Here is a 20,570-nt window from a genome sequence, read left to right as displayed (position 1 = left end):
CCCCATGGACGGGTTTACGGCGTCTCCCGCAACCGGATCCACCCCGCCATCCCTCAGCAAACCAGCTTCTGCTGTTGCTGTTGCTGTTGCTGTTGCTGTTGCTGTTGCTCTGGATCGTAGCGGGTGCAGGGCGCAGCCCTGCCGTACACCTACCCCCTGGCCATCGCCTGCCACCACTGCGAAAGCAGCTCCGGCCTGCGCAGGCGCTCTCGCCACCAGCGCAACGCGGCGCCGTCCTCGCCGGTGCGCCAGGCCAGCCAGAAGGTCTCTTCAGGCTTGTGTTCCTCCACCTCGCGGATCACCAGCTGGCCGCGTGCCACCGCAGCGCGCGCGCACGGTTCGGGCAGGAAGCCGAAGCCCACACCTTCGCATTGCAGCTTCAGCTTGCTGGCCATGTCCGGCACCGTCAGCATCTCCTGCCCCATCAACAGGCCGACCGTGCGTGGCAACAGCCGCCGCGCCGAATCGGAGACCGCGATCGCGCAGTGCTCGGCCAGCTGCTCGCGCCCAAGCACGCCTGGTACTGCAGCCAATGGATGATCGGGCGCGACCGCGAATACGAACTCCACCGTCCCCAGCGGCTCAACCACGTAACCGCCACCACTGGGCCCCTCGCCCGGCGCGCCGACCAGCAGGTCGGCACGGCGATCCAGCAGGGCCTCCCAGGTACCGGACAGGGCCTCGCCGATCAATCGCAGCCGGGTCGGTGCCTCGGCCTCACGGAACGCGGCGATGTCCGGGCCCAGCAGCCAGGTCGGGAACACCGAGTCCACCGCCAGGGTCAGCTCGGTCTCCCAGCCCGACGCCACCCGGCGTACCCGCAGCTCCAGCTCGCGGGCCGCGCGCAGCAGATGCCGCCCCTCGTCCAGCAACGCGCGCCCAGCCTCGGTGGGCTCGGCGCGCGGGCCAATCCGGTCGAACAACTGCACGCCCAGATCCTCCTCCAGCTTGGCCACGGTGTAGGAGATGGTCGAGGGCACCTTGTGCAGGGCCTTGCCGGCGCCGGCGAACGAGCCGCGGCGGTCGATGGCGTCCAGGATCTGCAGGGCATCGAGGCTGAGCTTGAGCATTCGAATTTTTCGATGATGGCTGTCAAAACTATCCGTTTTTCAAACCCGGTGCGCAAGCGGATACTTCTCTCCAACGGGGAAACACAGCGGCCACTGGCCCGCCCCCGCCCCATCGAAAACATCGAACAAGGAGATTCCATCATGCTGCAGATCCGCAAGAGCGCTACCCGTGGCCTGGCCGAGCATGGCTGGCTGTCCTCGCGCCATACCTTCTCCTTCGCCAACTACTACGACCCGCGTTACGTCAGCTTCGGGCCGCTGCGGGTGATCAACGAAGACAAGGTGATCGGCGGCCAGGGCTTCGGCACCCACGGCCACAGCAACATGGAGATCATTTCCTACGTGCTGGGCGGTGCGCTGGAACACAAGGACTCGATGGGCACCGGCTCGGTACTGCGCTACGGCGACGTGCAGCGCATGAGCGCCGGCAGCGGCGTCACCCACAGCGAGTTCAACCACTCGGCCGACGAGACCGTGCACTTCCTGCAGATCTGGATCTTCCCGGACACCGAGAACATCGCGCCGTCCTACGAGGAGACCCACTTCACGCCGGACAGCAAGCGCGGCCAGCTGCGCCTGATCGCTTCGCCGGACGGTGCCGACGGTTCGCTGCGCATCCACCAGGATGCCCGCATCTTCGCCACCATCCTTGATGGCGGCCAGAAGCTGCACCATGCCCTCGGCAACGGCCGTGGCGCTTACGTGCAGGTGGCGCGTGGCCAGCTGCAGGTCAACGGCATCACTCTGGAAGCCGGTGACGCACTGCAGGTCAGTGACGAAGCGCAGCTGACCCTGGAAAACGGCAACGACGCCGAAGTGCTGGTGTTCGACCTGCCGCTGTGACGACAACGCCCGCGATGCCATCCAGCATCGCGGGCGTCCTTGTAGAGCCGAGACCATGCTCGGCTGGCTGTCAAACCGCAGCCGAGCGAGGGCTCGGCTCTACAGGCCCCGCGTCAGAACCTGTAATTCAAGCTCAACCGAGCAGTACGCGGCTCGCCCCAGGTGCAGGTACTGTACAGCTGAAGATCGTGCGGCAGTTCCACCGCCTGCACGCGGTCACGGCCACTGCCATGCAGTTGCAGGATTACCTTGGCCCAGCGTGCGGCCCCGCCCCGGAATCCATGGACGAGGAGGATGGTCGATGTCGTGCTCATGCGCAGATCTCCGGGAGCGACCAGGCGGAATGCCAACCGCCGCCACTGTCAGCGTGTGGCGTCAACCCCTGGAGACGCGATCGGGACACTGCAATCGTATGCGCCGTCCGATGTCATCCATGGCACTTGCCGATCCGGGCTGCAAACGTTTTCATGGCCGCATTCCCTGGAGATCTCCACCGCGCATGACGCCCTCATCCCCACGTGCCCAGCAGCACGCCACCCGCGCCGCCTTCTTCATCCCCGGATTCGCTACCGCCGCCTGGGCGCCGATGGTGCCCTACGCCAAAGCCCAGGCCGGGCTGTCCGATGCCAGCCTCGGCGCGGTGCTGCTGTGCCTCGGCCTCGGCTCGCTGCTGGCGATGCCGCTGGCAGGCGCGCTGACCGGGCGGTTGGGCTGCCGCCGGGTGATGGTGATCACCTGCGCGATGATCCTGTGCGCCCTGCCCCTGCTGGTACTGGCGCCAACACCACTGGCACTGGGCGCGGCGCTGTTCGTGTTCGGCGCTGGCGTGGGCGCACTGGACTGCGCGGTGAACATGCAGGCGGTGGCGGTCGAGCGCGATGCAGGGCGGCCGATGATGTCGGGCTTCCATGCCTTCTACAGCATCGGCGGCTTCGTCGGCGCCGGCTGCATGACCGGCCTGCTGGTGCTTGGAACGCCGTTGTGGATGGCCGCGCTGGTCTCTGTGGCAGCACTGCTGCTGGTTACGGTCCTGTCGGCGCCGCACTGGCGCCCACAACGGATCCTGCATGAAGGACCGTTGCTGGCACTGCCGCACGGCGTAGTGTTGTTCATCGGCGTGCTGGCCTTCGTGGTGTTTCTTGCCGAGGGCTCGATGCTGGACTGGAGCGCGGTGTTCCTGGCCGAAGTGCGGCAGGTGCCGCGTGACCAGGCCGGGGCTGGCTTTGCGGTGTTCACCCTGGCAATGACCGCGATGCGGTTGTTCGGCGATGGCATCGTCGAGCGACTTGGCCGCACCCGCACGATCGTGATCGGCGGCATCACTGCAGCGGCCGGCTTCAGCCTCGCCACGCTGGTGCCATCGTTCCCGGTGGTACTGGCCGGCTACGTGCTGGTCGGGCTGGGCTGCGCCAACATCGTGCCGGCGCTGTTCTCGATGGCCGGCCAGCAGCGGGTGATGCCGGAGAGCATCGCCATCACCGCGGTCACCACGCTGGGCTACGCCGGCATCCTCGCTGGCCCGGCAGCCATCGGTGCGCTGGCGCACGCCACCAGCCTCGGCTTCGCCTTCCTGTGCGTGGCCGCCCTGCTGCTCGGCGTAGCCGCCTCCGCCCGCGCACTGGCACAACGCCTGCCCTGACACAAAAAGGAGGCAGAGGGGATCAGGCCGTTTCCCGCACACCTGCGGACAGAAACGACTTGATCCCTCCGCCCCGCTTTCTCAGGTGTGGGTGAGCCACTCGGCCTGGGCTGGCAGCTGCGGGGCCGGGCAGGCGCTCTGCGGGTGGTGCTCGTCGCGCGCCATCCAGTCGTCGACCACGCCGGCCAGCAGGTCCAGCCGCAGCGGCAGGGTGATGTGGTCCTCGCCGCGCATCTCGATGTAGTGCGCGCGCGGGTTGGCCAGGGCCAACTCCCGGCCCTGGCTGACCGGAATGTGCTGGTCGCCCTGCCCGTGCAGCAGCAGTACGCAGGCGCGGGTATCGGCCAGCGCGCGGGCCACGTCCACCCGGTCCAGATCGACGTCGATGCGGCGGCTGGCGGCGGCGATCACCTGGTTGATGTCCTGGCCGCCGTAGCGCCAGCGCGCGTAGGAGGCCACCGCCTGCGCCTTCAGGCCTTCCGGCTGCAGGCCCATCAGGTGCGGAATCATCGTGCGGATGGCCACGCCGGCGTTGGCGAACGATTCCATCGCCACCACGCCTTCCACCTGGTCCCCCAGCTTGTCGGCGGTGAACACGGCCGTGGCCGCCCCGTACGACACCCCGAACAGATACAGCGGGCCGGTCACTTCGCCGCGCGCACGCAGCTCGTTGATCACATCGACCACATCGTCCGATTCATAGGTGCCATAGCCGGAAGGCCCCGCACCGGACTGGCCATGATTGCGCAGGTCCAGCGTGAACACGCGGTAGCCGGATTCGGCCAGCTGCAGCGACCAGGGCAACATCGAATCACCGTTCATCATCCAGCCGTGCAGCAGCACCACGGTGCCGCGCGGCACCTGCGCATGGAACGGCTGCGGTACCGCCAGGCTCAGCCCGGTGTCCAGCGGCAGGCCGTTCTCGTGGCGCTGCGGCAGGTAGCGGTAACGCGCACCGTAGTCGCCGGGGTCGAACACGCGCCAGAAGATCGGCACGCCATCGCGCCCCGGCGCGAAGCCATGGCGGTTGGGCAGTGCGGCGATGGCCGCGGCGATGCGCGGACGATCGAGCAGGGTCGACACGCCACCCGGCGCGATCAGCCGATCGGCGAGCGAGGTGGACGAGGCATTGATCGAGGAGGAGCATGCAGCCAGCCACAGGCCGGCGCACGCCAGCAACAACAGCAGCAGGCGCTTCATGGGCAATCAGGGAAAAGGTGCGACAGCGTGGCAGGTTAGCGATGCGGTAGCGGGCCATCTATCGCGCGCGGATGACGGCTTGATGACAGCGCAGGAACGATTCAGCTTGGTGCACAGGCTGTATCCGTACGGTCATTGATCCGGATCAATGAACGCGCGCGCGGGAGTGCCCACAGTGCCGCCATGCGCACCTCGCTCAAGCTCGCCCTTGCCCTGGCCGCCACCGTGGCCGCCGCTTACGGCATCGCCCGCACCACGCCCTACTGGTTTGCGCCGCGGCAGACGGGCCAGGTCGATATCAACGACCCGACGCTGATCGCGCAGGGCCAGTACCTGTCGCGCGCCGCCGATTGCGCGGCCTGCCATACCGCACCGGGCGGCAAGCCGTTCGCCGGTGGCCTCGGCATGCAGACGCCGATGGGCACGATCTACTCGACCAACATCACGCCCGATCCGCAGACCGGCATCGGTGCCTATGACTACGCCGACTTCGAGCGTGCAGTGCGCCGCGGCATCCGCCACGATGGCCAGCCGTTGTATCCGGCCATGCCGTACGCCTCGTATGTGATCGCCAGCGATGCGGAGATCAAGGCGCTTTACGCCTATTTCATGGGCTCGGTACAGCCGGTGAAGCAGGACAACGCCGACAGCACCATCCCGTGGCCGGCCAACATGCGCTGGCCACTGGCCTGGTGGCAGCTCCTGTTCGCACGCCCGCGCAGCTTCAACCCGGATCCGAAGCTGGATGCCGGTCAGCAGCGCGGCGCCGAACTGGTGGAAGGCCTGGCCCATTGTGGTGCCTGCCATACCCCCCGCGGCCTGGCTTTCCAGGAAAAGGCGATGGCTGACGATGGCAGCCGCCAGTTCCTGTCCGGCTCGGTGCTGGAAGGCTGGTATGCGAAGAACCTGCGCAATGAATCGACCGGGTTGGCCAGCTGGAACGAAGGCGAGATCGTCGACTTCCTGCGCACTGGCCGCACCGATCGTTCGGCGGCCTTCGGCGGCATGGCCGACGTGGTCGAGCACAGCACGCAGTACCTGTCCGACGCTGACCTGCTGGCGATGGCACGCTACCTGAAGCAGCTGCCCGCCCGCGATGGACGAAGCGCGCAGTGGTCGCCCGGCACCGATACGACCACCGCCGCACTGCGCAGCGGCGATTACCGGGTGGCCGGATCGCTGGCCTATGCCGAGCACTGCCAGGCCTGCCATCGCGCCGACGGCCGCGGCATGCCGCGCGTCTATCCGGCCCTGGCCGGCAACTCGATCGTGTTCGCCGATGATCCCAGCTCGCTGGTCCAGGTGACCCTGATCGGCGGCCGCACGCCGCATACGCCGCATGACCGCATGGCCTTCACCATGCCCGGCTTCGAGCAGCTGCCGAACGCGAAGCTGGCACAGATCCTGACTTTCATCCGCAGCAGCTGGGGCAACCAGGCCAGCGCGGTGAGCGAGGTCGACGTGGCGCGGATGCGCCGGGTGGTACGCGACAAGCCGGTGCACTACGTTCCGCAGGAGGCCACACGATGAAGCGCTCGCGCAGACGTTCCCGCCTGCTGATCGGCAGCGCGATCACCATGGCGCTGCTGGCCGGTGCTGGCACCCTTGCCTATCGCCACCTGTACCCGGACCTGGATGCCGCCGTGGCCAGCACGATGGATATCCTCGATGCGCACGGCAAGGTGGTCGGCCACTACCACGCGCCCAGTGCCGAAGAGATCGCCGGGCTGGGCAATGCCGAGTCGGTGATGCTGGGTCGCCGCCTGCTCAACGAAACCGCGAGGCTGCTGCCGGACAATGTCGGCAACGATCTGAACTGCAATTCGTGCCACATGGCCGAAGGCAAGCGACCGTTCGGCAACCACTATTTCAACACCGGCGGTGGTGCCTATCCGCGTTACATGCCCCGCCCGGGCAAGGTGATCGGACTGGCCGAGCGCATCAATGGCTGCCTGCAGCGTTCGATGAACGGCAAGCCTCTGCCGAAGGACGCACCGCAGATGCGCGCGATGCTCGACTACATGGCGTGGTTGAGCAGCCCCGTGCCAGACGGTGCAAAGGTCGCCGCCCCCAGCGAAGGGCCGATCGACAGCACGCTGACACCGGACCCGATCCGCGGCCAGGCGCTGTACGCCGTGCAGTGCGCAGCGTGTCACGGCGACAACGGCGAAGGCCGGCGCGACGCCAGCGGTGACATCGCCTTCCCGCCGCTGTGGGGCGACCACAGCTTCAACATCGGTGCGGGCATGGCGCGCCTCTACAAGGCCGCCGGCTTCATCAAGCACAACATGCCACCGGCAGTGACCCGCGAGCCCCCGCTCGGGCAACAGTTGCTGCCCGACCAGGATGCCGTGGACATCGCCAGCTACTTCATCAACCAGCCGCGACCGGACTTCGCCAACAAGACCAAGGACTGGCCGCGCGACCCGAAGCCCAAGGACGCGCGCTACTGAGCACGCCGCGGGTCAGCGCTTGACCAGCTCGACCCGGCGGTTGCGCGCCTTGCCGTCCTCGCTGCCGTTGTCGGCCACCGGTTTGTCGGCGCCGAAGCCGGCTGCCCGCAGGCGGTCAGGCGCGAAGCCCTGGGCGGTGAGCGCGGCCACCACCGACGTCGCACGGTCCTGCGACAGGGTGCGGTTGTGTGCTGCGGCACCGCTGTTGTCGGTGTGGCCTTCAATCGAGAGCTTCAACGAAGGATCGCCACGCAGAAGGTCCAGCACCTTCGCCAGCTGCGGTTCGGAGGTTGGCAGGATCTGTGCCTTGTCAGTGGCAAAGTTGACCTGGATCGCCACCCGGCCATCACTGTCGAGCTTCTTCTTCAGCGCATCGGCCGGCAGCAGCGCCGCTGTCTGCGCGAATCCCTTGCGCTCGGCCACCACCCAGCCGGCACTGAGGTATTCCAGCCGCGCGTGCACCCACAACTGGCGGCCATCGGCCAGGTCCACGCGGTAGACCACGCTGTCGTAGTTGTTCCAGTTGTAGCTGGCGGATTCGCTGTAGGCCGACTGCACCTGCTTCGAAACGCCCTCGGCGGCCTCGAGCGGAATACGGCCCTCGAACACCTTGGTGCCCTTTGCCTGCTCCATCATCGCTTCGAGGTTGCGGCGTACTTCATGCATCGAGTACTCACGCTCGCCCTTGTCGAAGTCGGCAGCGAAGATGCGGCCCTCGACCTGCTCGAAATGATCGCCGGTCCAGAACGGGAAGGCATCGAAGTCACGCTGCTTGGCCTTGTTGCGGTCGCGATAGCCGGCGGGCAGGGACAGGTGCGGGAAGGTCTCCAGCCACTGTGCGGTGGCCTTGAATGGCACTTCATCCACCACCACCAGGCCGGCGCCGTTGCTGTCGACTTCCAGCTGCACCCAGACGTTGCGGTTGGCCTGGCGCAGTACGTAGACCGTGGTCGGTGCATCCTGTTCACCGTTCACCGCATCGATGAATCCGCCACCGATCTCGCCTTCCAGCTGCGGGCCGTAGTAGATGTCGCGCCGCAGCGTGCCTTCGAACACCTTGCGGCCACCGGCGGCGGTGATCACGCCATCGAAATTGCGCTGCACTTCCAGTGCGGAGAACGTTTTGTCGGGAGCGCCCTGGGAGTCTGCAACGATGCGTGCCGACCAGCTCGGCCCCTCCACCCAGTGCACGCCGTCGCCCATGCGGAACGGGAAGCGTGCCCAGGCGCGTGGGTGCGGGGCGTTCTGTGGCGCGTAGCCCTGCGGCAGGCTGAAGAACGGCAGCTCGCCCAGCACGGCGTCACTCAGTGGCACGCTGGCGATATCGAACGGCACCTGCGGTACTGGTTTGCCATCGCGATCGGTCAGGCCCGCGCCCTCGGCAGGTGCCGGAGATCCCGCTGACGTGACGGCCGGCGCTGCGGTCTCGCCCGCCGTCGGTGGTGCCACCGGTGCCACCTGTTCGTCTGGCGGCGTGCGGTTGCACCCCGCCAACAGCACCAGGGCTGCGCCCCCCAACCAGATCTTCGATCGCATCTGCATCGCCACCACCTCAGGTCCATTGAAACGCCGAGCATACCCGAAGGCCGTGACCGGCCCCACAGTGCCATCGTAGTTGCGCGGCCACGTCATGCCGATGTCATTGGCGCTGCCGACACTCGGGGGCTTCCCTCCCTTGCAGGTCCGGTTTCGATGCGAACGATTGCGCGCTTTCCCCGTATTTCGCTGCTTGCCCTGCTGATCGCCCCCGCACTGGACGCCCTGGCCGAAGCACCGCAGGGCGAGGCGGCCGAAGCGCGCAGCAGTGATGCCCGTACCCTGGACCAGGTGCAGGTGATCGGCCAGGCCACCAGCTACGCCAAGACCTCGGTACGCGCGGAGACGCTGAACCGGCAGACAGTGATGAGCAGCGTCAACGACGCGCTCAACGAAGTACCCGGCGTGGTGGTCAGTGAAGCCGATGCGACAGGTTCTTCGGTATGGGGCACGCAGATCAGCATGCGCGGCTTCGTCACCAACCGCGATACGCAGCAGATTGGTACCACCATCGACGGCCTGCCGAACGGTGGTTCGGGCTACGGCGGCGGCTCGCTGGCCAACCGCTACATCGACACCCTCGACCTGGAGACGGTGGAGGTCAGCCAGGGCACCGCCGATATCTCCTCGCGCTCGAACGAGGCGCTGGGCGGCACGCTCAACTTCCTCACCAGCGATCCGCTGCAGGACAGCCGCCTGCGCTTCGTGGTCGGCGCCGGTGACAACGATGCGCGCAAGTACTACGTGCGCTACGACACCGGCCTGCTCGGCGGCCACACCCGTGCCTGGGTCAGCGCCTCCTCGTCGAAGGTGCACGACTGGATCGACGGCACCGGTCACGCCAGCAACGACCACATCGCCGGCAAGTTCATCACCGAACTGGATCGCTGGACGCTGACCGGCTACCTGTCCTACAACGACGCCGACGAGCCCGAATACACCAGCGTTTCGCCGACGGGCTTCGCCACCAACCCGAAGCGCGACAACCTGGTGGGCACCCTGACCGGCATCCCGTACCTGGACCAGAACTACCGCTCCGGTTCGCGTGCGCTGCGCGAGAACACCTTCGGGTACCTGCGCGCGGCGTTCGATGGCGGCAATGGATTCAAGGCCTCGATGGCCGCCTACGGGCACCGCATGCAGGGCCGTGGCGACTGGCTGCCACCGTACCTGGCACAGGTCAGCGATGACGGTGCGGGCCGCCCCGAGTCGGAGTACATCGGAGGAAAGACCGTGTACGGCGGCAGCAACCGTGGCCAGATCTTCTTCGTCAATCCCGACGGCAGCGCCGCACAGCGCCTGGCCAGCTGCACGCCGCGGCCGGGCTTCACCGCCGAGTACGATCCGAACTGCTACGCCGGCAATGTACTTGGCGCGCAGTCGTATCGCCATACCCACTACGACAACGACCGCGTGGGCGTGACCGCTGACGTCGAGTGGCGGCAGACCTTCGGCGCGCTCGACAACACCATCCGTGGCGGCCTGTGGGTGGAGAAACTGGACCGTTCGGCGCGCCGCGACTGGCATCGCCTGCTCGCTGTCGGCCAGAGCATCGACTTCGACCACCAGCCGTACTGGGTGCAGTTCGAGGACAAGTACAAGGTCGACGAGCAGATGTACTACGTCGAGGACGTGGCCCGCTTCGGTCCGTTCAGCGCGCGCCTGGGCGTGAAGCAGTTCTTCGTCGACCAGTTGCGCCGCCGCGTGATCGGTGCCAGCGAGCACGTGACCTCCGACTCCAGGTCCGATCCGCTGCTGTCCACCGGCGTCACCTGGGCGCCGGGCGTGGAAGGCATGGAGCTGTTCGCCGGCTTCTCGCAGAACTTCGCCGCGATTCCGTCCGGCGTGCTTGGTGAAACCGACCCGCAGCGCTTCCGCAACGTCGAGCCCGAAACCGCCGACAACATCGAAGTGGGCATGCGCATCAGCCGCTGGCCGCTGACCGCCTCGGTCACGCTGTACAACATCAAGTTCGACAACCGCATCGTCTACCTGCCGGCGGGCTTCGTCAGCGGTATCGATTACCTGGGCGAGACCGACGGTGTCTACGAGAACTTCGGTGGCGTGGAAAGCAACGGCCTGGAAGCGGCGTTCGGTTATGGCTGGGACAATGGCTGGCGGATCAACGCGGCCTACACCTACAACCGCTCCAAGTACCTGGGCAGCGGCACTGCCGCACGTGATGCCCAGCTGGGCATCGTCGACGGCGCCAAGGTGATCGGCCAGCCGGAGAACACCCTGGTGCTGTCGGCCGACTGGCAGGGCGCCAACTGGAACTTCGGCCTCTCCGGCCGCTACCTGGGCACGCGCTACCTCGATGCCGCCAACGTCAACAGGCTGCCGTCGGCCACGGTGTTCAACGCCAACATCGGCTTCGACCTGCAGGGCCTGTCGCCACGGCTGAAGGGCTTGGGTGCCAACCTGGTGGTGAGCAACCTCACCGATAAGCGGTATCTTGCAGGGGTGGACGGCCGCGACAACGCCTTCATCGGCGCTCCGCGCACCGTCGGCATCTCCTTCCGCGTGGACCTGTGAGTGAGCCCGTGACCGATATCGGCCGACGCCGGTTGTTGCAGGCCGGCGTTGCCGCCGGCCTTTCTCCGCTGCTGCCCAGCATCGCCCGAGCCGCAGCGATCGCCCCTGCCGCGCAGACGCGCAGCCTGGAAGACCTGCAGCACATCGTGGTGTTCATGCAGGAGAACCGTTCGTTCGACCACTACTTCGGCACGCTGCCGGGGGTACGTGGCTTCGGTGATCGGTTCGTCGCCCCGGCCGCCGCGCTGCAAGCAGGTGGCCGCACCCGCAGCCTGTGGCTGCAGCCCGATGCCAGCGGCGAGCGAGCGATCGCGCCGTTCCCGCTGGATACCGCCGCGCACTTCGGCTACATGCGCGTGGAAGGTACGCCGCATACCTGGCCCGATGCGCAGCGCGCCTGGGACCATGGCCGCATGGGGCAATGGCCGAAGGCCAAGCAGAACCACTCGATGGGCTACTTCCAGCGCAGCGACCTGCCGTTCCAGTTCGCGCTGGCCGATGCCTTCACGATCTGCGATGCGTACCACTGCGCCATGCAGGCCGGCACCAACCCGAACCGGGTGTTCCTGTGGACCGGCCACAACGATGCACAGGCCCGTGCCGGTGGCCCGGTAATCGCCAACTCGCATGACAACTTCCCCGAACACGGCGGGCATCCGGCGTCGTACCGCTGGACCAGCTATGTCGAGCGCCTGCAAAACGCCGGCGTGTCCTGGCAGATCTACCAGGACATGGCCGACAACTTCACCGACAACCCGCTGGCCGGCTTCGAGGCGTTCCGTCGTGCCTACAGCGCGGCACCCGGACATGATCCGCAGCTGCGCGAACGCGCTGTCAGCACCCGTGGCCTGCCACAGCTGCGCCAAGACGTACTCGACGGGCGCCTGCCTCAGGTCAGCTTCATCATCGCCGATGCCGCCGGCAGCGAACATCCCGGCCCGTCCAGCCCGGCCCAGGGCGCGGCCTATACCGCGCGCGTGCTGGATGCGCTGACCGCCGATCCGGAAGTGTGGAGCCGCACCGCCCTGCTGCTGATGTTCGACGAGAACGACGGATTCTTCGACCACATGCCGCCACCGGCCCCTCCCTCAGCGGTGAACGGTGGATGGGCAGGTGCCTCGTCGGTCAGTACCGAGGGCGAGTATCACCGTCATCCCGCACCGGGCGACGAGAAGTACGATGCCGCCGAACTGCGCGGGCGCCCGTATGGTCTCGGTCCGCGTGTGCCGCTGTACGTGATTTCGCCGTGGAGCCGCGGCGGCTGGGTCGATTCGCAGGTGTACGACCACACCTCGGTCATGCGCCTGATCGAACGTCGCTTCGGCGTGGCCGCACCGGACATCTCGCCGTGGCGCCGTGCGGTCTGCGGGGATCTGAGCAACGCGTTCGACTTCGCCCAGCGTGATACCCGGCCGTTCGTGCGCGGCCTGCCGGACGTGAGCGCGGTGGCCGCGCGTGCCGCCGCCCTGCCGGGACGCACCGTGCCCGCGTTGCCCGAGGGACTGAAGCCGGCGAAACAGGAAAGCGGTGTACGCCCGGCGCGTGCCCTGCCCTACCGGCCGCAGGCATCGATCGCTGCGGTCGACGCTGCGGGCGTGGATCTGACGTTGTCCTGCGAAGGCGCAGCGGCTGTGCTGCATGTCTACGACCGGCTGCGGCTGGATGCGGTGCCACGCCGCTACACGCTGCTGCCCGGTAGGCCGCTGCGCGAGCGCTGGCCGCTGGATGCCCAGGGCCGCTATGACCTGTGGTTGCTCGGCCCGAACGGCTTCCACCGCCACTTCAAGGGCAGTGCCAAGGCATCCGCGGTCCAGGCCACGGTCGAGCGTGCGGATGGCCAGCTGCGGCTGCGCCTGCGCAACCTGGGTGACAGCGCGCAGCAGGTGCGCGTGCAGGCGGGGGCCTATGCCGGGCACATGCCCGAGCAGACGCTGGCGCTGCCGGCGCACGCGGAGACCTCGATCGCCTGGGATGCGCCCCCTACCGCAGGCTGGTACGACCTGCAGCTCAGCGCGGGTGAAAGCGTGCTGCGCCTGGCCGGACGCGCCGAGGATGGCCGCCCCGGCACCAGCGACCCGGCAATGGGAAGCGAGCCATTGCGCTTCGATCACGATTAGGCAATCACGCCCTTATGGAGCCGAGCACGGCTCGGCTCTACACAAGCGAAGCAACACTGGATTGGCGCAGACCCAAGCCGCGCCCGTCTACCCGCGATCCGGACACGCGCCTACGCTTGTCTCCTCGGTGGCCGCCACGGGCGCCCTTCGCGTCACGGCCCTGCCGTTGCGACCCCGCTCCAGTGCTGTGCGCCCTGCCGGTGTTGTCGCCCAGGCAGACGTCCGACCGGCGCCCTCTGGAGACCGTCATGAACCAAGCCCTGATCCCCTTCGATACCGATCCGCTGGAAACGCGGGAGTGGCGTGAATCGCTGGAGGCGGTGATGCAGGCCGGCGGCCGGCCGCGCGCGCACTACCTGATCGACCAGCTGAGCGATCTGGACGCCCAGCAGCACGGCGACCTGCATACCCGTGCTTGGACCGCCTACGTCAACACCATCCCGCCCGAGCGCCAGCCGGCCTACCCCGGTGACCTGGCCATCGAGCGCCGCCTGAACGCGATGATCCGCTGGAACGCGATGGTGATGGTGCTGCGCGCCGGCAAGCACTCCAACGTCGGTGGCCACATCGCCACCTACCAGTCCGCGGCGGTGCTGTACGACGTGGGCTTCGATCACTTCTTCCGTGGCCGCACCGATACCTTCGACGGCGACATGATCTACATCCAGGGCCACTCCGCACCGGGCATCTATGGCCGCGCGTACGTCGAAGGCCGCATCGATCCGGCACGGATGGACAACTTCCGCCGTGAAGCCGGTCGCGAAGGCCTGTCCTCGTATCCACACCCACGCCTGATGCCGGAGTTCTGGCAGTTCCCCACCGTGTCGATGGGACTGGGCCCGCTGACCGCCGCCTACCAGGCGCGCTACATGCGCTACCTGGAATACCGCGGTCTGAAAGAACACCAGGGCCGCAAGGTCTGGGCCTTCCTCGGTGACGGCGAGATGGACCAGCCCGAATCGCTGGCGGCGATCTCGCTGGCCGGCCGCGAGCGGCTGGACAACATCGTGTTCGTGGTCAACTGCAACCTGCAGCGCCTGGATGGTCCGGTACGCGGCAACGCCAAGGTCATCCAGGAACTGGAAGGCACCTTCCACGCAGCCGGCTGGAACGTGATCAAACTGATCTGGGGTAGCGGCTGGGACGACCTGCTGGCCCGCGACCACAGCGGCCTGCTGCGCCAGCGCATGATGGAATGCGTGGACGGCGACTACCAGACCTTCAAGTCGCAGAGCGGCGCCTATGTGCGCGAGCATTTCTTCGGCCGCCACCCTGAGCTGCTGGAACTGGTCGCGCACATGAGCGACGACGATATCTGGGCGCTGGCGCGTGGCGGCCATGATCCGCAGAAGGTCTTCGCTGCCTACCAGCAAGCGGTGAACACCAGCGGCCGGCCGACGGTGATCCTGGCCAAGACGGTCAAGGGTTTCGGCATGGGCGAAGCCGGCGAAGGCCAGAACATCAACCACCAGCTGAAGAAGATGAGCGCCGATGCGGTGCGTGCCTTCCGCGATCGTTTCAACCTGCCGGTCAGCGACGAGCAGCTGGAGGACATGCCGTATCTGCGTCCGGAGCCGGGCAGCCCCGAGGCGACCTACTTCGCCGAGCGCCGCCGCATCCAGGGCGGCCAGCTGCCGGCGCGGCTGGCGAAGGTCGATCCGCTGCCGCTGCCGCCGCTGTCGATCTTCAACACCCAGCTGCAGGGCAGTGGAGATCGCGGCCAGTCCACCACCATGGGCTTCGTGCGCATCCTCACCCGCCTGCTGAAGGACCCGGACCTGGGCAGGCTGGTGATTCCGATCGTGCCCGATGAATCGCGCACCTTCGGCATGGAAGGCCTGTTCCGCCAGATCGGCATCCACTCCTACCTGGGCCAGTTGTACACACCGCAGGATGCCGGCCAGCTGAGCTACTACAAGGAGGCCAAGGACGGCCAGATCCTGCAGGAAGGCATCAACGAATCCGGAGCGATCTGTTCGTGGATCGCCGCCGGCACCGCCTACAGCAATCACGGCCTGGCCACGATTCCGTTCTATATCTTCTATTCGATGTTCGGCCTGCAGCGCGTTGGCGACCTCGCTTGGGCCGCCGCCGATGCACGTACGCGCGGCTTTCTGCTCGGTGCCACGTCGGGCCGCACCACGCTGATGGGCGAAGGCCTGCAGCACGATGACGGCCACAGCCACGTGCTGTCGTCGGTGATTCCCAGCTGCGTGTCCTACGACCCGACCTACAACTACGAGCTGGCGGTGATCATCCACGACGGCCTGCGCCGCATGTATGTCGAGCAGGAAGACATCTACTACTACATCACCGTGCTCAACGAGAACTATCCGCAGCCGGCACTGCCCGAAGGTGCCGAGGCCGGCATCCTGAAGGGCCTGTACCTTCTGCATCCGGCACCGGCCGACAACGCCTCGCAGCCGCGCGTGCAGTTGATGGGCAGCGGCGCAATCCTGCGCGAAGTGGAAGCGGCGGCTGCGCTGCTGCAGCAGGACTTCGGTGTCGCCAGCGATGTCTGGAGCGCGACCAGCCTGACCGAACTGCGTCGCGACGGCCTCGCCGTCGAGCGCTGGAACCTGCTGCACCTGGCCGAGAAACCGCGCGTACCCTACGTGCAGCAGTGCCTGCTGGGCCACGAAGGCCCGGTGGTGGTGGCCACCGACTACATGAAGATCGTCGGCGACCAGATCCGTCCCTTCATCAACGACCGCCGCTTCACCGCATTGGGCACCGATGGCTTCGGCCGTTCCGACACGCGTGAATCACTGCGCACGTTCTTCGAAGTGGATCGTCACTTCATCGTACTGGCCGCCCTGAAGTCGCTGGCCGATGAAGGCCGCATCGAGCGCTCGCGGATGCAGCACGCCATCGACAGGTACGGCATCGACTCCGGCAAGCGCGATCCGGCCGCGGCGTAAGGCGGCTGCATTCGCCACGCCCGCGGTACGGGCGTGGTGTATGCATCGCTAGGGCACCCGCTTGAACAGATTGGTCTGCAGGATCGGCGTACCGTCGTGGCCGTAGAACGCCTTGGTCTCGGTCATCGTCGTGCGGTCGGCGGCCACGGTATAGATGCGGGTGGACGCGGGCGTGCCATGGTCCACCAGCTGCATCACCAGGGTGTTCGGCGCCGGCAGTTTCAGGTTGGCCTTGTCCGCGCCGTAGGTGCCGGACAAAGGCCCCGGCGTGCCGTCGAGGGACAGCGTGCCATCGGACTTCATGGTCATGCCGTCGTGCAGGACGATGTCGACGTGCGAACTCCAGCGTCCACTCCCGGCATCCTTGAATTCCAGCACCACTTGTTTCGGGCGCTGCGCCTCGGGCAGCGCCGAGGTGGCAAGGTCCAGCGACCAGCGTCCCAGCAGCGGTGAGGGCGAAGCCTCCACGGCCAGCGCCGGAACGGCGGCCAGCGAAAGCGCAGACAACAACACAGCGGACAGCAGCTTCATACGTTGCTCCGTTCCCGTGAAGAAGATGCTGCGTGAAGCGCTGTGGGGCGCAGCATCCGGATCCTGCACAGCATCGGCGCCCCGCACAAGGCAGGGCGCTGAACGGCCGGCAACCTCATTCGCGCCTCCCGTGTGTTCGGCCTCACGACTAGAACCAAAACGCTCTTGTTGCCCATAATAGTTACGTTATAACATTTCACGCTATTTTCACGGAGCGTGTCATGCGTCGCCATCTGCTTGCTGCAGCCATCCTGCTTGCCGTCCACACCGCCCATGCGGCGGACGAGCGCACCCTTCCCACCCTCCAGGTCGAGGCCTCCCAGCCCTCGCGCATCGACAGCCGGGTCACCGTCGACAACCCGCATGCGCAGAACCGCACCCTGGGCAACCTGCTGGAGCACGTCTCCGGCGTGCAGAGCAGCGCCTTCGGCCCGAATGCCGGCGCGCCGGTCATCCGCAGCCTCAGTGGCAACCGCGTGCAGATCCTGCAGGATGGCCAGTCCATCCTTGGCATGAACGCGATCAGCGGCGACATCAACATCCCCTTCGATCCACTGTTCGTGCGCAGCGTCACTGTCAACAAGTCCTCCGACACCGTGCGCTACGGCGGCAACGCGATCGGCGGCAGCGTGGAGATCGATTCCGGCCTGATCTCGCGCAGCATGGAAGACAAGGACCAGTCGATGGAACTGGTCCTGCGCAAGGGCGTCAATGCTGCAGACGCGCAGGGCTTCCGCATGAACTTCAACAACCAGCGCAACGTCTCGACCAACCTGCAGGTCTCTCGGCAGCGCATCTCGCACTACGACATCCCCGGCAACAGCAAGGCCAGTGTCTGCAACTCCCGCCTATTTCCGCCGGCCGGTGGCGTGAACTCTGCGCTGGCCGACAGCTGCCAGAAGGAAGCGCGCGTGCAGCAGATCTACAACAAGGCCTCGCAGCCGTACATCGACCAGTTCATGACCGAGAACCCGGACTGGGCCGATGGTGACTTCTCGTTCTACACCAACAGCCCGACCTCGGTCTGGCAGCGCCGTACCTACATCAACCCGGTCAATCCGGCCTATGTCGCCGGCACGCCGTCATACGTACAAAAACAGATCAACAATGATGTGACGCCCGACTACCATCACCGGCTGGGCAACAGCTACGCGCGCAACTCGCAGGTAGCCATCGGCTCCACGTTGTTCTTCGACCGCGGCTACGTTGGTTTCAGTATCGATGCCAAGGACAGCGAATACGGTGTGCCGGGCTTCTCGATGCAGAACCTGTCGTTCGGTTCCAACTATGCCGACGGGCTGCCGGTGGGTGTGGTAATCAGGCAGCAGCGCTACGCGCTGGAAGCGCTGCTGCGCGATCCGCTGCCGGGGCTGGAGCGTGCCGAACTGCGTGTTTCGAAGCTCGACAATACCTCCGGCGAGCGGCTGGGCACTTCCAGGGCCAACGACTACGATTTCGAGAGTACCCAGGCCGAACTGCTGCTCAGCCACCAGCGGCTCGGACCGCTCAGCGGCCTGCTCGGTTTCAGCCACCAGTCGCGTGACGTGACCGGCAGTGGCTCGCTGCGCTATCTGCCTGATGTGGATTCCCGCAGCAACGCCGTGTTCCTGAAGGAAACGCTGGACGTCGGCTGGGCCACCTTCGACGCCGGCGTGCGCCACGAGCGTGTCGATCACGAACTGAAACCGAGCCGCTTCACGACCGCGCGCAATGCTGCCAACACGAAACTGCAGGATCGTTCCTACCGGCTCAACAGCTACAGCGTGGGTTCGTATGTCGAGCTCGGTCCGTTGTTCGCGGCCAAGGTGCGCTACTCGTCCTCGCAGCGCGCACCGGAGATCAATGAGTTGTATGCGAGCAACGCGCACTACTCGGTGATGACCCAGGAAGAAGGCAACCAGAATCTTGAGCCGGAACGCGCGAAGAACCTCGAGCTGACCGGCCTGTTCCACGTAGGCGGTTTCGAACTGTCGGCCACCGCCTACCGGATGAAGTACGAGAACTATCTCTACCTCGGCTATTCCGGCGTGCAGACGGCCAACCGCCTGCCACTGAAGTACTGGAAACAGACCGACACCACGGTGAAGGGGTTCGAGATCGACGCATCGCAGGCTTTGGACCTCGGCCGCTATGGCACGTTGAACGTGTCCGCCTTCGCCGACCTGGTGAAGAACAAGGCCGATCGTCCCGATGCACTGCGCGCGCACAACGATGGTGAGTACCTGCCGAACATGCCGACCAACCGTTACGGCGCCACCGTGCAGTGGCAACGCGAAGGCTGGAAGGCGCAGCTGTCCAGCACCTACTACGACACGCAGAAGTACCTCGGCCGCAACGTCAGCGAAGAGATTCCGCTCGACGCGTTCAACCTGGTCGACCTGCAGGTCAGCCGTGAACTCCCGGTGCGCAACAGCTACATCGCCGGCATGGAAGTGTTCGTCAACGGCAGCAACCTGCTCAATGAGGAAGCGCGCCCGCACAACTCGCCGCTGAAGTACATCGCGCCGTTGCCTGGGCGTGGGTTCCAGGTGGGGGTGACGGTGAAGCTCTGACGGTCAACCAATGGCGCCGCCCGCGGTTCAATGAACTGCGGGCTCGGCGCAGTAGCGGCGATGTTGCGCTTCAAACCCGGTCTGATCCACCATCAGCAGAAAATAGAGATGGAAAGGAACTGGATGCGTCCCCTTCTACTTGGCGTGTTGCTGTGCCTGTCGTCCGGCGCAAACGCGGCCTCCGCGATCGTTTACGACGACGATGGCCGCTACGGCTACGCGATGAACCACGGCACGCTGTCGGCTGCGATGCAGCGCGCACTGCAGCACTGCGCCGTTCGGTCCCGCAACTGCGCACAGACGTCCACGACCACCGCGGTGGGATATTCGGCGATCGCTGTCGGCACCGTCGCCATGGGCTTCGCACTTGGGGAAAAGACGGCGGACGCCGCACAACGCAAGGCGGAAAGGATGTGCAGGCAGCGCGCCAATGACTGCACGCTGGCCATTCTCTGGCGCGAAACGCCGGGCGACATCGCGCTGTCCGCTCATCCTGGTCATCGGGTGCCGGAGCCCAGGCTCTACTCCTTGCCCGAAGTCGGGAAGGCCACGCCCAGCAGCATCGACTAGGTCCTCGCGGCGCGGCGGTTTTTACTGCGTTGAACAAAGAAAAACGCCTGCAGATCGAGGATCTGCAGGCGCTTCTTTGTATCTGGCGGAGTGAGAGGGATTCGAACCCTCGATAGAGCTTTTGACCCTATACTCCCTTAGCAGGGGAGCCCCTTCGGCCACTCGGGCATCACTCCGGGGTTTTCTCCGCGTCTGGTGCGTTGCACCTCAGCGGGGCGTGAATCATAACGTTAATCGAGTGCGAAGGTAAAGCGTTATTCGGCAGAATTTTCGCTACCGGTGCCACCGGCTTCGTCACCGCGCTGGATGCGCTGATAGATCTCTTCGCGATGCACAGCGACGTCCTTCGGCGCGGTGATGCCGATACGCACCTGGTTGCCCTTGACGCCAAGCACGGTGACGCTCACCGAGTCACCGATCATCAGGGTTTCGCCGACGCGGCGAGTCAGGATCAACATTTTTGCAAGTCTCCATGGAACCGTGTGGAAGGGTATCCCCCACCGGCTTGACGCTCCGTCAAGAAGCGCTACCACGACAAAGGGAAAAGATTTCGCAATGGTACCGTCAGCCGTCCCGCTCCTACAAGGAGGGGGACGGCCAGGT

General features: G+C 66.2%; 14 protein-coding genes, 1 tRNA gene and 1 pseudogene. 9 read left to right on the top strand and 7 right to left on the bottom strand.

Annotated features, from left to right (window positions below):
• Positions 1-149: 149 nt before the first annotated feature.
• Entirely contained in the window at positions 150-1,070 is a 921-nt protein-coding gene (locus QP512_RS07840) for a LysR family transcriptional regulator (protein WP_286071615.1), read from the bottom strand.
• Positions 1,071-1,211: 141 nt separating this feature from the next.
• Here QP512_RS07840 and QP512_RS07835 point away from each other — a divergent pair, with 141 nt between their 5' ends.
• Positions 1,212-1,913: a pirin family protein gene (locus QP512_RS07835; protein ID WP_286071614.1), complete on the top strand. Its 702-nt coding sequence runs from the start codon at positions 1,212-1,214 to the stop codon at positions 1,911-1,913.
• 191 nt (positions 1,914-2,104) lie between these two features.
• On the opposite strand, the pseudogene QP512_RS20340 reads toward QP512_RS07835, so the two are convergent.
• Positions 2,105-2,227, bottom strand: a pseudogene (locus QP512_RS20340) (alpha/beta hydrolase); the annotation flags it as partial.
• A 185-nt stretch (positions 2,228-2,412) separates the two neighbouring features.
• Between QP512_RS20340 and QP512_RS07825 the strand changes: the two are divergent.
• The gene (locus QP512_RS07825) at positions 2,413-3,552 is read left to right on the top strand and encodes an MFS transporter (RefSeq protein WP_286071612.1); all 1,140 of its coding nucleotides are present in this window, start codon (positions 2,413-2,415) and stop codon (positions 3,550-3,552) included.
• A gap of 81 nt (positions 3,553-3,633) precedes the next feature.
• Here the strand turns inward: QP512_RS07825 and QP512_RS07820 are convergent, their stop codons facing one another.
• Entirely contained in the window at positions 3,634-4,752 is a 1,119-nt protein-coding gene (locus tag QP512_RS07820) for an alpha/beta fold hydrolase (RefSeq protein WP_286071611.1), read from the bottom strand.
• A 183-nt stretch (positions 4,753-4,935) separates the two neighbouring features.
• Between QP512_RS07820 and QP512_RS07815 the strand changes: the two genes are divergently transcribed.
• Complete coding sequence (locus QP512_RS07815) at positions 4,936-6,282, top strand: cytochrome c (protein ID WP_286071610.1); 1,347 nt, start codon at positions 4,936-4,938, stop codon at positions 6,280-6,282.
• A complete protein-coding gene (locus tag QP512_RS07810) occupies positions 6,279-7,205 on the top strand; it encodes a c-type cytochrome (RefSeq protein WP_286071609.1) in 927 nt (308 codons plus the stop codon). Before QP512_RS07815 ends, QP512_RS07810 begins: the two co-directional genes overlap by 4 nt.
• Positions 7,206-7,217: 12 nt before the next feature.
• On the opposite strand, the gene QP512_RS07805 is transcribed toward QP512_RS07810, so the two are convergent.
• Complete coding sequence (locus tag QP512_RS07805; RefSeq protein ID WP_286071608.1) at positions 7,218-8,747, bottom strand: OmpA family protein; 1,530 nt, start codon at positions 8,745-8,747, stop codon at positions 7,218-7,220.
• A 150-nt stretch (positions 8,748-8,897) separates the two neighbouring features.
• Between QP512_RS07805 and QP512_RS07800 the strand changes: the two genes are divergently transcribed.
• The 3 genes from QP512_RS07800 to aceE all read left to right on the top strand — a co-directional run bounded on the left by QP512_RS07800 (position 8,898) and on the right by aceE (position 16,314).
• Entirely contained in the window at positions 8,898-11,276 is a 2,379-nt protein-coding gene (locus QP512_RS07800) for a TonB-dependent receptor (RefSeq protein WP_286071607.1), read from the top strand.
• Positions 11,277-11,284: 8 nt separating this feature from the next.
• Positions 11,285-13,393 carry a phospholipase C, phosphocholine-specific gene (locus QP512_RS07795; protein ID WP_286071606.1) on the top strand — a complete coding sequence of 703 codons (2,109 nt, stop codon included), beginning with the start codon at positions 11,285-11,287 and terminating at the stop codon, positions 13,391-13,393.
• A gap of 248 nt (positions 13,394-13,641) precedes the next feature.
• Positions 13,642-16,314, top strand: coding sequence for a pyruvate dehydrogenase (acetyl-transferring), homodimeric type (gene aceE / locus QP512_RS07790; RefSeq protein ID WP_286071605.1), 2,673 nt, complete (start codon positions 13,642-13,644; stop codon positions 16,312-16,314).
• A gap of 48 nt (positions 16,315-16,362) precedes the next feature.
• Here the strand turns inward: aceE and QP512_RS07785 are convergent, their stop codons facing one another.
• Complete coding sequence (locus QP512_RS07785) at positions 16,363-16,845, bottom strand: LuxR family transcriptional regulator (protein WP_286071604.1); 483 nt, start codon at positions 16,843-16,845, stop codon at positions 16,363-16,365.
• A gap of 221 nt (positions 16,846-17,066) precedes the next feature.
• On the opposite strand from QP512_RS07785, the gene QP512_RS07780 reads away from it, so the two are divergent.
• A complete protein-coding gene (locus tag QP512_RS07780; RefSeq protein WP_286071603.1) occupies positions 17,067-19,397 on the top strand; it encodes a TonB-dependent receptor in 2,331 nt (776 codons plus the stop codon).
• A 60-nt stretch (positions 19,398-19,457) separates the two neighbouring features.
• A complete protein-coding gene (locus tag QP512_RS07775) occupies positions 19,458-19,967 on the top strand; it encodes a DUF4189 domain-containing protein (RefSeq protein ID WP_286071602.1) in 510 nt (169 codons plus the stop codon).
• Between the two features lie 83 nt (positions 19,968-20,050).
• Here the strand turns inward: QP512_RS07775 and QP512_RS07770 are convergent.
• Positions 20,051-20,143: transfer RNA gene (locus QP512_RS07770), tRNA-Ser, on the bottom strand.
• A 78-nt stretch (positions 20,144-20,221) separates the two neighbouring features.
• Positions 20,222-20,425 (bottom strand): carbon storage regulator CsrA, encoded by a 204-nt coding sequence (gene csrA / locus QP512_RS07765; protein WP_004152909.1) that lies wholly within the window; start codon positions 20,423-20,425, stop codon positions 20,222-20,224.
• Between the last annotated feature and the right edge of the window lie 145 nt (positions 20,426-20,570).

Source organism: Stenotrophomonas sp. 57 (assembly GCF_030291075.1).
In the GTDB taxonomy this organism is placed as follows: Bacteria; Pseudomonadota; Gammaproteobacteria; order Xanthomonadales; family Xanthomonadaceae; genus Stenotrophomonas.
This window is presented reverse-complemented; position numbering and strand designations above follow the sequence as displayed.